At 46.5% G+C, this 12,267-nt stretch carries 14 protein-coding genes; 9 read left to right on the forward strand and 5 right to left on the reverse strand.

All coding sequences use genetic code 11. The features are described from left to right. The first annotated feature begins 399 nt into the window (after window positions 1–399). The 5 genes from mtnA to RB160_RS03115 all read left to right on the forward strand — a co-directional run bounded on the left by mtnA (window position 400) and on the right by RB160_RS03115 (window position 6,708). Window positions 400–1,446 (forward strand): S-methyl-5-thioribose-1-phosphate isomerase, encoded by a 1,047-nt coding sequence (gene mtnA / locus RB160_RS03095; protein ID WP_316568733.1) that lies wholly within the window; start codon window positions 400–402, stop codon window positions 1,444–1,446. A 108-nt stretch (window positions 1,447–1,554) separates the two neighbouring features. Next, entirely contained in the window at window positions 1,555–2,196 is a 642-nt protein-coding gene (locus RB160_RS03100) for an L-fuculose-phosphate aldolase (protein WP_316568734.1), read from the forward strand. Window positions 2,197–2,705: 509 nt separating this feature from the next. Next, window positions 2,706–5,462: a phosphoenolpyruvate carboxylase gene (ppc, locus tag RB160_RS03105; protein WP_316568735.1), complete on the forward strand. Its 2,757-nt coding sequence runs from the start codon at window positions 2,706–2,708 to the stop codon at window positions 5,460–5,462. 390 nt (window positions 5,463–5,852) lie between these two features. Next, the gene (locus RB160_RS03110; protein WP_316568736.1) at window positions 5,853–6,356 is read left to right on the forward strand and encodes a hypothetical protein; all 504 of its coding nucleotides are present in this window, start codon (window positions 5,853–5,855) and stop codon (window positions 6,354–6,356) included. Between the two features lie 94 nt (window positions 6,357–6,450). Continuing rightward, on the forward strand, window positions 6,451–6,708 hold the full coding sequence (locus RB160_RS03115) for a hypothetical protein (protein WP_316568737.1): 258 nt from the start codon (window positions 6,451–6,453) through the stop codon (window positions 6,706–6,708). A 117-nt stretch (window positions 6,709–6,825) separates the two neighbouring features. Here RB160_RS03115 and RB160_RS03120 read toward each other — a convergent pair whose 3' ends face one another. Beyond that, window positions 6,826–7,242 (reverse strand): VOC family protein, encoded by a 417-nt coding sequence (locus RB160_RS03120; RefSeq protein ID WP_316568738.1) that lies wholly within the window; start codon window positions 7,240–7,242, stop codon window positions 6,826–6,828. Window positions 7,243–7,342: 100 nt separating this feature from the next. Here RB160_RS03120 and RB160_RS03125 point away from each other — a divergent pair, with 100 nt between their 5' ends. From RB160_RS03125 to RB160_RS03135, 3 genes are all read left to right on the forward strand, one after another. Continuing rightward, on the forward strand, window positions 7,343–8,077 hold the full coding sequence (locus RB160_RS03125; RefSeq protein ID WP_316568739.1) for a polysaccharide deacetylase family protein: 735 nt from the start codon (window positions 7,343–7,345) through the stop codon (window positions 8,075–8,077). A gap of 100 nt (window positions 8,078–8,177) precedes the next feature. Continuing rightward, window positions 8,178–8,927 (forward strand): Cof-type HAD-IIB family hydrolase, encoded by a 750-nt coding sequence (locus tag RB160_RS03130; RefSeq protein WP_316568740.1) that lies wholly within the window; start codon window positions 8,178–8,180, stop codon window positions 8,925–8,927. A gap of 69 nt (window positions 8,928–8,996) precedes the next feature. Then, a complete protein-coding gene (locus RB160_RS03135) occupies window positions 8,997–9,740 on the forward strand; it encodes a uracil-DNA glycosylase family protein (protein WP_316568741.1) in 744 nt (247 codons plus the stop codon). A gap of 45 nt (window positions 9,741–9,785) precedes the next feature. On the opposite strand, the gene RB160_RS03140 is transcribed toward RB160_RS03135, so the two are convergent. Continuing rightward, window positions 9,786–10,247 carry a hypothetical protein gene (locus RB160_RS03140; RefSeq protein ID WP_316568742.1) on the reverse strand — a complete coding sequence of 154 codons (462 nt, stop codon included), beginning with the start codon at window positions 10,245–10,247 and terminating at the stop codon, window positions 9,786–9,788. Window positions 10,248–10,427: 180 nt separating this feature from the next. Here RB160_RS03140 and RB160_RS03145 point away from each other — a divergent pair, with 180 nt between their 5' ends. After that, window positions 10,428–10,682, forward strand: coding sequence for a glutaredoxin family protein (locus RB160_RS03145; protein ID WP_316568743.1), 255 nt, complete (start codon window positions 10,428–10,430; stop codon window positions 10,680–10,682). A 17-nt stretch (window positions 10,683–10,699) separates the two neighbouring features. Here RB160_RS03145 and RB160_RS03150 read toward each other — a convergent pair whose 3' ends face one another. From RB160_RS03150 to RB160_RS03160, 3 genes are read right to left on the reverse strand one after another with little or no spacing between them, the layout of a single operon-like run. After that, complete coding sequence (locus RB160_RS03150; RefSeq protein ID WP_316568744.1) at window positions 10,700–11,029, reverse strand: hypothetical protein; 330 nt, start codon at window positions 11,027–11,029, stop codon at window positions 10,700–10,702. Window positions 11,030–11,032: 3 nt separating this feature from the next. Beyond that, the gene (locus RB160_RS03155) at window positions 11,033–11,413 is read right to left on the reverse strand and encodes a hypothetical protein (RefSeq protein ID WP_316568745.1); all 381 of its coding nucleotides are present in this window, start codon (window positions 11,411–11,413) and stop codon (window positions 11,033–11,035) included. Between the two features lie 42 nt (window positions 11,414–11,455). Continuing rightward, entirely contained in the window at window positions 11,456–11,920 is a 465-nt protein-coding gene (locus tag RB160_RS03160; RefSeq protein ID WP_316568746.1) for a hypothetical protein, read from the reverse strand. Window positions 11,921–12,267 lie beyond the last annotated feature (347 nt).

A 12,267-nucleotide genomic window follows, 5' to 3' on the forward strand; every position in this document is an offset into this window, starting at 1 on the left:
TTATTTCGGATTACGTAATAAACGTACTATACTGGAATATTTATGTAAAGAAGGAAATTATAAAATAAATGCGGTAAAGAAGTTAACATAACACAGTTATGGTGAATAGATTGGTAAGCTAAAAAACTTCCACCCACAGCCCCACTTTCGACAAAATTCGGGTGGTGACAGGCACTGTTCGCAATGGTGAATAGATTGGTAAGCTAAAAAACTTCCACCCACAGCCCCACTTTCGACAAAATTCGGGTGGTGCCAGGCACTGTTCGTATTTTCAACTGTGAGCTGCACTGTTCGCATTTACGCTGTTCGTATTTTTGCTTGTCCACTTTAACCCGCAGGTGATAGACTGAATGCTGAGAGTATAAGAAACTAGCATGATAGACAAAAGGGGGATTTGGCGTGGCTGAACCATTGGTTACGATTGAATGGAAAAATGATGGACTCACACTGATTGACCAGACTCTTTTACCAAATGAAATAGTCTATGAAACATTTACAACCGCTGAAGGTGTTTGGGATGCGATCCAAGTCATGAAAGTCCGTGGGGCGCCTGCGATTGGCGTTGCGGCCGCATACGGTCTGTACCTTGGCATCAAGGATGCACCCGAAGATTCATTCGATCCCTTTTGGAAAAAAGTAAAGGAAGTGTCCGATTATCTCGCCACATCCCGCCCGACCGCGGTGAACCTGTTCTGGGCGCTTGAACGGATGGAAAACACCGCCGAATCGTTACAGGAGCACCCAATCTCGGAAATCAAGGCGAAATTGCTTGAAGAAGCGATCGCCATCCATAAGGAAGACGAAGAAATCAACCGCAAAATTGGCGAACACGCGCTTACCCTTATGAAGGACGGAATGGGACTGCTGACGCACTGCAATGCCGGGGCGCTCGCGACAACAAAGTACGGCACCGCAACCGCGCCGATGTACCTCGCGAAGGAAAAAGGCTGGGACATCAAGGTTTATTCGGATGAAACGAGGCCACGCCTCCAAGGATCGACCCTTACCGCGCTTGAACTGCAGCGCGCCGGAATTGATGTAACCGTCATCACCGACAGCATGGCCGCGGTCGTCATGTCGCAAGGCAAAATCGACGCCGTCATCGTCGGAACCGACCGGGTCGCAGCAAACGGCGATGTCGCCAACAAAGTCGGTACCCTTGGCGTATCCATCCTTGCGAAACACTATGGCATCCCTTTCTACGTCGCCGCGCCGACACCGACAATTGACATGCGCACCAAAACCGGCAAGGACATCCCAATCGAGGAGCGCCATGCCCACGAAGTCATCAACCGCTTCGGGCAATTCTCCGCGCCGCAGGACATCCAGGTCTACAACCCGGCCTTCGACGTCACGCCGCACGAAAACGTAACGGCCATCATCACTGAAAAAGGCATCGTCCGCGCGCCATACAGGGAAAACCTGAAGAAACTTTTTCAAGACTAAACCTTCTTTTGGAAAAATTGGACAACACCCAGCTTAAGCCAATTTCATTCCAGTGTAGGCTATGCACGAAGTTCAACTTAAACTATTAAAAAAGGCGGTAGATTCCGCATGCTATTGCAACACGAACGTGAGAATATCGTTGAATACGGGAAAAAACTAATCACAAGCGGGCTGTCAAGAGGGACAGGCGGGAACATTTCGATTTTTAACAGGGAAAAAGGCCTCGCTGCCATCAGCCCGAGCGGCCTCGACTACTTTGAAACAACGCCAGAAGATATTGTCGTTGTCGACCTTGAGGGCAACGTGGTCGATGGAGCCCGCAAGCCGTCAAGCGAGCTCGAAATGCATTTGATTTTTTACCGGAAGAGAGACGATATTGACGCCCTCGTCCATACGCATTCGCCATTCGCGAAAACAATTGCCTCGCTAAGGTGGGAGCTGCCAGCCGTTTCCTATCTCGTTGCCTACGCGGGGCCGAATGTCCGCTGCTCCGATTATGCTACGTTCGGGACCAGAGAACTCGCGGAGGCAGCCTTCAAGGGGATGGAAGACCGGCGCGCCGTCCTGCTCGCAAACCACGGACTGATTGCCGGCGCTAATAATATCGCGACCGCTTTTACAATCGCCGAAGAAATCGAGTTTTGCGCGCAGATTTACTGCCAAACGAAAGCGATTGGCGAACCAGTCCTTTTGCCTGAGGAGGAAATGGCTGTACTCGCAGAAAAATTCAAAACGTACGGACAAAGATAAAATCATCAAATTGGCAAGGGGTTTTTGGCCTCCTTGCCTTATTACTGCCATTGATAGTTTTAAGAAAAGTAAACCTATGTTAATATAGAATTTACAGTTATCGCCAAATAGCCCTTTATGAGGGTTTGGAATGAGGGGAGTACGTATGAATAAAGGCTCTAAATTCGCACTATCCGTTTCCTTAATCGTTTTAATTGGCTTTCCCTTACTATTCTTTTTGGTTTCAGTGATTACCGGACAATGGCATTATCTATTATGGAGCCTTCCGCCTTCCTTTACTGCTGGTTTTACAGGCTTAATGTTTACCCTTAATCAGATTAGGAAAAAAGCTTAATAGTGTTATCCTCTAAAGAAGAGCCTTCAACAAATTTTGAAGGATTTTTTTTATTCATTTTAAAAAAATTCATTAACAAGCAGTTAAAATGCAATGTTAATAAATGAACAAAACGGGACTTTCGTGCTATAGTAGAAAAAACTTTTTGTAATGTAGTTTGTAGGAAGGTGAGTAAATGACACAATTGAAAGCAAATGACAGCAGCCTTCCGCTCAGGCGGGATGTAAAAATGCTGGGGAATATCCTTGGTGAGATTCTTCAGTACAACGGAGGGCAGGAACTTTTTGAGACAGTCGAAAGAATCAGGCTGAAATTCAAGCTTCTGCGCGAATCGTTTGAGGATACGATATTTGAAGAACTGAAAAGGGAAATTTCCGAGTTGGACCCTGGATTAAGAAAACAGGTCATCCGGGCATTTGCCGTTTATTTTCACTTGATTAATATAGCCGAGCAGAACCACAGGATCCGGAGGCGGCGCGAGTACCAGTTGCAGGAAGATGCGAACAAGCAGCCCGGCTCGATTGAAAATGCCATTCTTTCTTTGAAAGAGCATTCCATCGGCGCCGAGGTCATCAAAAAGGTGCTAGACGGGATGTCACTCGAACTCGTTATTACCGCACATCCAACCGAAGCAACAAAGCGGTCGATCCTCGAAATCCAAAAGCGGATCGCCGACCTTCTGAAGAGCCTCGAGAACCCTCTCCTCTCCAAAAAGGAGCGTAAAAAGATTGAAGGCAGCCTGTTCAACGAGGTGGTCGCCCTTTGGCAGACGGATGAACTCCGTGACAGAAAGCCTACCGTAATCGATGAAGTGCGGAATGGCCTGTATTATTTCGATCATACACTTTTTGACGTACTCCCTGAAATTCATCAGGAAGTCGAGGAATGCCTTGCCGAGTATTATCCGGAAGAATCATGGAAGGTTCCGACGTTCCTTAGGTTCGGGTCTTGGATTGGCGGTGATCGGGACGGCAATCCGCATGTAACGTCTGAAGTGACATGGGAAACACTCAAAAGGCAACGCCGGCTTGTTTTAAAAAAATACCGCGAAGTCCTCGTCGAACTGATGAGGCGGTTCAGCCATTCAACGGCCCACGTAAAGATGAGCGATGAGCTAATCGAGTCGGTCGCAAACGATGAGCAGGCTTACTTGCCGGAAGAGAAACGGTGGAAAGTGGCCGAGGAACTGTATCGGCGGAAATTCGCGGTCATGATTGAGCGTGTCAGAATTGTTGGCAAGGAGGAGACCGGTTACAAACAGCCCGAGGAGCTGCTCGCCGACCTTGAAATGATCAGGAACAGCGTTTACCAGCACCATCCTGCCAATCATGAACTGAAGCTTTTGGAAAAATTGATCAGGCAGGTCAAGCTGTTTGGTTTCCATCTCGCGACACTTGATATCCGCAACCACAGCGGCGAACATGAAGCGGCCATTACGGAAATTCTCCGGAAGGTCCGTATCGCGGAGGATTACAAATCGCTGAGCGAGGAGGAGAAACAGGAACTTCTTCAACGGCTGCTCGCCGACCCAAGGCCGGTTTTACTTTTACACGAAGATTATTCAAAAGAAACGCAGGAAATGATCAACGTCTTCCAGCTGATAAAAAAGGCGCATGAGGAATTCGGGAAACAATCCATCCTGGTTTACCTCGTCAGCATGACGCAATCGGTAAGCGATCTGCTTGAAGTTCTTGTCTTGGCAAAAGAAGCGGGCATTTACAAGCTCCATGCGGACGGAACGGTCGAGTCGTATCTGAACGTCGCGCCGCTGCTCGAGACAATCGATGACCTGACTGCGGGACCGAAAATCATTGAAACGCTGTTCAATATGCCTGTATATCGGAATCACTTGGAAATGCTCGGCAACCGCCAGGAAATCATGCTTGGCTATTCGGACGGCAGCAAGGACGGCGGCACGATGACGGCCAACTGGAAGCTGTACAAGGCGCAGCTTGAAATCCATCAAATGGCGAGGGAACATAACATCCGCCTGAAGTTTTTCCATGGACGCGGCGGTTCGCTCGGCCGTGGCGGCGGCCCGCTGAACAGAAGCTTGCTGTCCCAGCCGGCGGAAACGTTCGGCGACGGCATCAAGATTACCGAGCAGGGCGAGGTACTGTCTTCACGCTACCTGCTTGAGGACATCGCCTACCGAAGTCTCGAGCAGGCAACGTCGACGATGCTTGAGGTGGCCGCACACGTCTCAACCGAATCGGAACAGGACATCCGCGATGAGCGGTTTGTCCGGGCAATCGAGGAAATATCCGCGGCATCATTAAAGAAATACCAATCGCTTGTGTTCGAAGACAGGGACTTCCTGACATATTTTAACCAGGCAACGCCTCTCCATGAAATTGGCGAGCTGAACATCGGATCACGGCCGATGAAAAGGAAAAACAGTGCGCAATTCGAAAACCTGCGAGCAATCCCATGGGTGTTTGCCTGGACACAAAGCAGGCAGCTCTTACCAGGATGGTATGCGGCGGGCACTGGGCTGGAGAGCTTTGCTCGTAAAAGTGAAGAGAACTTGGCTTTGCTTAGGGAAATGTATGCAAAGTGGCCGTTTTTCCACTCGACTATCGACAACCTCCAGATGGCGCTTATGAAGGCCGACATTTCGACCGCAAGGCAATACGCCGCCTTGGTGGAGGATACGGCAATCAGGAATCGAATTTTCGGGGATATCGAGGATGAATACAATCGGACGAAAGAAATCCTGCTTGCGATTACGGAGGATGAGGAGCTGCTCGAGCACTCACCGAATATTCGCGACTCCGTTAAACGCCGCAATCCTTATGTGGATCCGCTCAACTTCATCCAGGTCGAGCTGATTAAGGAACTGCGAAAAATGGACGAGCCCGACGAGGAGCTCATGAACCAGGTGCTGCTCACGATCAGCGGGATTGCCGCAGGGTTGAGGAATACTGGTTGATTAGATAGGGAGGCTGGGACTTTCCTCCGGCTAGGGGAGGGGCACTTTTGAACAAGTGTCCCTTCTTTGTGTGTGAATTTTGCTCATAAAATTGCATAAAAACCAAATAATCTGGCAAAGGCATTCTACAACAGTGTTTGCACCGCCAATCGGGAACCCAAGGGCAATTTTACGAAAAGCCGGTTGGAAAAGACCTAAGTCGAGAGTGACTTCGGCGTTAAAATTAAATCAAGGTTATGGCGGAAGGGTTTCGGATGGCTGGCCTTTCGTTCACCAAGGAAATTCAGAAATGAGCCTGTAAACCTTTTGGCAAAAGCAATCATCTTGGCATTCTTTACGTAAGCTTTTAAAATTGAACAATAACTTTAATAAAAAGGGAATTAATGTAACATGGGAAAGAAGAAAAAGAAAAATAAAATGGAAAAGAAAACTAGATACAATGATTACTGGGGCCTCGACTACGATTCGGATGAGACGTTTGCGTTTATTGCTGGCTATACATCGGGCGGTGCGCCATATGGGATCACGCATAAGGAAATGGCTGAAATTGAGCGGGAGGAAAGGGAAGCAAAGCAAAGGAAAAAAGCCCTGACAGATCCCAGCCTCGCTTGGGTGGATGATTACCTAAGAAGACGCGACCCAGAAGGAAACTATTTTTTTGGTGAGGAATCTTATAATCATTATGAGGACTATTATAATCTAGATGAAGACTACTATTATCTTCATGAGGAACTTGAATACGAGCTCCAAATAGAGAGGGAACAGTTGATGCTCCAAGAGTCGGCGGAAAGGCTATCAATCCCAGATACACTTAGTGATGACGATGCGCCTTATCTGTTGGAAGATGACGCGAGTTTTTTTATCGTAAAATGTATTGCAAAACCGGTTGAGTGACAGCTTTAAGGCATTCCTTTCAATCTTTGTCGCTCATCCGTATTTGTGGGACACCTTTTCAGGATTTGGCTAAATCTTTGTCGCACATCCGTATTTGAGCGACACCTTATTAGGATATGGCCCAATCTTTGTCGCACATCCGTATTTGTGCGACACCTTTTTAGGATATGGCCCTATCTTTGTAGCTCAACCGGATTTGAGCGACACATTTTTAGGATATGGCCCAATCTTTGTCGCTCATCCGGATTTGAGCGACACCTTATTAGGATATGGCCCAATCTTTGTCGCTCATTTGGATTTGTGCGACACCTTATTAGGATATGGCCCAATCTTTGTCGCACATCCGGATTAGCAATAATAGACGCGAACTTTACCCTTATATACAAAGCAATGAAATAGAAAAGAGGAAGCCGCACCAAACGGCTTCCTTTTTCGGCATTCAATTTTACTATCGTCTCTGCCCCGAAATTTACTGCTGTCCTTTTTCAAAGTTCAAATCCCAGATAATCCCGAATTCGTCGCGGACTTTGCCGTATTTCGCTCCCCAGAAGGTGTCTTGCAGTTCCATGTAGACGTCGCCGTTCCTTGAAAGCGACTCGTAAGCATGGTTGATTTCCTCTTCGCTCTCGAATTCGAGGACAAGCGAAACATTGTTCCCGGCGGTTACATCGCGGCCAGGGGCGGCGTCTGACACCATAATCACAAGCTCGCCAACACGCAGGCGGCCATGGATAAGCAGATCATCAGCGCCTGGCGGAGTAGGGAAATCCGCTTCCCCGTAAGTTCGGACTTGCTCAAGTTCCCCTCCAAAAATCTCCTTGTACCGTTCCAAAGCAGCCCTCGCATTGCCGTTAAAGCTTAAATAAGGCGTTATTACCTGTTTCATGAACGCTCACTCCTCGTAAAAAGTTCTTTATATAGTTTCTCTAATAAGTTTTGGATTCCTGCACAACACTAAATATTATTTAAAAAAGGCAGGAATCCTTATGAAAAAACGTATCCTCTTATTGGCGGCTTGGCTAATGGTTCTTTTTCCTACAACCACACTTGCCCAAAAGAAAATCCCTATCCTCGTGTACCATTCTATCGCGGAGTTCCAAGGGACGGGCCAGAAGGAGCTGTATGTAACGCCGCAAAATTTCCAAAAGCAAATGGAGTACTTAAAAGCGAACGGTTTTACGCCGCTTACGTTTGAACGCTGGGATGAAGTCGGCCGGATTGCCAAACCGATTTTCATAACGTTTGATGATGGGTATAAGAATAACCTGAGTGTGGCGACCATTTTTTCAAAAATAAGGGGTGAAACGTTCCAGCCGGCAGCGACATTGTTCGTCATTTCCGACTTTATTGGGAGGAGGAACCGTTTGTCGAAAGAGGATTTGCGGCAGCTGGCTTCATCCGGGATGTTCTCGGTTCAGTCGCATACGGCCAACCATCCCGATCTGACGAAAATCACGAATTACGAGTATGAGCTAGGGGAATCGAAGAAGAAAATTGAGCGAATTACCGGCAGGCCAGTGATTGCGATTTCGTATCCGTACGGCAATGCGAACCAGAGAGTGATCAACGAAACAAAAAAATACTACCGGTTTGGATTGACGACAACTCCCGGGCCTTTTGTAAAAAGAAATACGCCAGATGAGAACTATGAGCTGCCGCGCACGTACGTGAAATATTCGACGACCCTGGAGGAATTCGCGCGGATTGCGGCGGGAGAATGAGGGTATAGCAGCGGCCTACCAAGGCATAACAATGTCATCTACTTTGGCAACGTGTTAAGATGGACATTAGAACAACCGAGAGAATTTGGGGTGTTATGAAATGGAAAAGGGCCAATTGGACATTAAATTAATCGCGTTGGATATGGATGGAACACTTTTGAATGACCATCATGAAGTTTCGGAGGAAAACCAAAGGGCCATTCGTGAGGCAGAGGCAAAAGGTGTAAAGGTTGTCCTGAGCACGGGACGCAATTTGGCGACATGCCAGGATTATGCCGTTTCCCTTAAATTGTCTTCCTACCTGGTGACCATTAACGGCGCGGAAATTTGGGGGCCGGAGGGGGAGCTTGTGGAGCGGAACCCGGTCAGTCTTCCGCTGATGGAATGGATGTTTGACCTTTCGAAAAAGTATAACACGCATTTCTGGGCAATCAGCACTGAGCGGGTTTACCGAAGGGAGATGCCGGAAAACCTCTCCGGCCAGGAGTGGCTGAAGTTTGGTTTCGATATTCCTGATGACGCAGTGAGGGAAGTTGTTTTGAAGCTGCTCCGTGAAAAAAAGGAACTGGAGATCAGTAATTCAGCCCCGACCAACATCGAGGTCAACGCCATCGGGATCAATAAAGCGGAAGCCCTTAAAAAAGTGTGCGGGTTTCTTGGGATTGGCATGAAAAATGTCATGGCGGTTGGCGACAGCTTGAACGATATGATGATGATTAAAGAAGCCGGCATTGGAGTCGCGATGGGGAACGCTCAGCCTGCTGTTAAGGATGAAGCGGATTGGGTAACGGCCACCAACAATGAATCCGGGGTTGCGAAGGCGATCGAGGAATGGGTTTTAAATAAATAATTGCCATGTGCCCCTCGTGTTGTGCGGGGGGTAAACTACATAATTTTTTAAAGAAATCAGGGGTTTGCAATGGGAATCGTTGGAACATCAATGTTCGGCCAATACAAGCAAAAAATCTTTTCATTGCCATTCCCTTTGCGGGACGAGGACTTAAGGAGTCGGCAATTCCTTTTGGAAAAAGACGTACAGCGGAAGCTCGAAATCTTTTACTCGCCATTTGAATACATAAACACGAGTGCAAGAATCCTGATTGCGGGCATAACCCCGGGAATGCACCAGATGCGGGTTGCCTACCAAACTGTCCATGGCTTTCGCGGTAAGGACGCTCCGGATGAGGAAATCCTCCGCGAAGTAAAGAAGCAGTCAAGCTTTGAAGGGCCGATGCGGAGGAATCTCGTTGCGATGCTGGACGAGCTTGGGCTCGCGGATCACCTCGGTATTCCAACAACAATGGACCTGTTCGGAAAAGCAAACCATTTGGTCCAAACCGCATTCATCCTGCCGCATGCAGTCTTTTTTGTCGGGAAAAATTATAATGGAGCGAGGCCGGACCCTTGGAAAACAGAATTGCTCCGTTCCCAGATTGAAACCTATTTTGCCAAGGAGCATTCGGTTTTGAACGCACCGCTAATTATCCCACTCGGAGTGAATGTCTTGCGGGTGATTGAGGAGCTTGGCAAAAGCGCGCAGCTGGATACCAGCTATTTAGTAGCAGGCTTCCCGCATCCGTCGGGGAGCAACGGCCACCGGCACAAGCAATTCGCCGAGAACAAAGAAAAAATGCGCCGGGAAATCAGCCTCTTTTTCAAGTAGGCAAAGTCCCGCGCATTTTTGTTTTAGGATGGTCAACCGCGATCATCAACCTGTAATCCTCATCAAGCGTTCGCTTGTCATATCGTCGAGCAGCTGGTTATTAAGCGCTCTGGCCATTTTCTTTGTCATATCAAGGACGCGCTTCATGCCTTCTTTGTAGCCGCGCATGATTGCCAGCTCGTCGCAGCGGATTTCGGATTCCACACTCAGCTGGCCTTTTTCAACGGGATTTTCAATATGCCCAAGTTCATGCCAGATGATCGCTTCCTTTACTTCAAGGTCCGCGCAAAATTGGTTGTAATCGTAAACGACGATGAACCAGTCGATACCTGGCATCATCGATTTATAAAACATGGTCAAAAGCCTCGTATCAATACCGGCAAGTTCCAAATAGCGGGCGCTTTTCAGCCCATACGACTGCAGGATTGTTTCCTTACTTTCCAAAATGACAACCTTCCCGCCAAGCCCATATTTCTCGTAATCGAGCTCCTCGCAAAAACAAATCATGATGTTTTCCCCCATTTGCTGTTTTTCTCTGTTATCATTGTTAAATGTATATGTACCATTTAAACAATGATTTATATATTTATTTTTGTAAGTATACAACAGTGAAAACGCTTACCGAAAGTGTAAATTTTGTGAATTTTCAAAATAAATCACTTGACAAATATGAAGGGGATGTTCCAGTTGGCCGACAAGGTTCTCGTTTATACGACAAATGACTGCATCGAGTGCACGATGGTGAAGAGGGTGCTTGAAGAGGAGGGGATCCCGTTTGAAGCGCGGAATATTACCGAGGACCCTGTTTTTAAAAAGGAAGTCGATCAGTACGGATACCTTGGCGTGCCCGTAACTGTGTATGGAGATAAAGCTGTTAAGGGCTTCACAAATGATTTGAAGGAAATCATTGAGCTGGCGAAAAGAAATAGTCCGCTGCCCTAATAGGGTGCGGACTGTATTTACCTGAAAAGATCTGTATTTAAGTGAATCCATTCCTTTATGATTGCCATCAAGGCGAACGTATTAAAACACTTTGCCTGCACGTCGTCTGTAAACCCCATGCCTATTTCGGTAAAATTCTTCCCAATCTCTACGTACACCATGTTGCCGCCGGTTGATTCCTTTTGACTCGACCCGTCAAGAACCTTTTCAAAATGCTCGTAAAAAATTGGGCTGGCAAAGCTTTGCATATCATCAATCATATATTCAATTAAAATATTTTCTTCTGAAAACCTGAACATCCGCCATTTTCCATCTTGTTTAATTGAATAATCGTACTGACAAACCATATGTTATTCACCAATTAAATCATGTCTCGCAACGTGATTTCCTCTCGCCCGAAGAATTTCATCAACACAAAAGAATATCAGCGAGGCGCCCAGGCTGTATACGACCAAGAATTCACCTCTAATTAGGATAAGCCCGAAAAGTACGTGCATCAGGAACCTTGCAAGGAAGGCCAGTTTTTCAGAGGAAAGTTTGCTTGAAATATATTCAGCAAAGCAAGCAGCTGCAAGCCCATATGTCATGATGGCTGCGGCGAAGATGAGAAGGACCATTGACATTATGGCTATATTCATCTCTTTGTAAAAATAAAACCACACAGCAATGCTGGAAAAAAGAATCGTCAGCAAGCCAGCCTTGATTTTCCGCCTAAAGGTTGCCAAAACCATGCACGTACCTCCAAAACTTTAGCTTTTGACTGCCCTTTAACACTAAAAATATATATTTACATACATAACGGAAAACGCTGCTGCAAAAAGCGGGATAAAGTAGGCATACACAGCGGCCTTTTTTAAAGGGATATAGTTTCCCAATGAGAAAACCGCGGCCCCAATCATGATTCCGTACGTACCCGGGAACGTCAGCAGACCGACCAAGTATCTTTCAAAAAGGACAAGCCCAAATAGCAGTGAGAATAGAACTCCTGCCAGTAAACAATGAATGATATAGTTCCAGCGTGGGATATATTTTTTCAAAAGTACATAGGTAAGCACCGTGGCAAGGGTAGTACCGTAAATGAAAGGAATGGAGTAGACTGATAAAACAATGAAGGATAATTCTTGATAGCCACTGGATAATGAAAGGATACTCAATAGGAAATCAAAAAACGAAACGGAAAGTACAAAAGCGATAAAACTGAACGAACTTCCAATGAAATACCTGTGCAATGTGACCATAGGTTCCTCCTATTTTGGAAGTGTAAACCACATTCTTAAATGTATATTCGACATTAAGATTCTTATCCCTCTTCAAAGTATAGGAAAATTAGTTAAGAAAATCATGCACATTAGTTGGAACCAAATCAACTAAAGCCGTCGGTATTAAATTTAGCTAGAGTGATTCGGGTTTCACGCTTTAATCATTTCCGAATCCTGGGAATTAAAGCTAAAGGATATTTTGGCATAAAAGTAGGAAGATGACCCGAGAAATATTGGGAGAAAGCTTTTTTAAAAGATACGCCCCCCAGGAAGCAAAATGTTTCTTATTCCGCCAATTCTGTTATACTCTTTCTTATGGGTTAAAT

Origin of the sequence: Neobacillus sp. YIM B06451 (assembly GCF_032667185.1) — a bacterium.
Taxonomy (GTDB): domain Bacteria; phylum Bacillota; class Bacilli; order Bacillales; family Cytobacillaceae; genus Bacillus_D.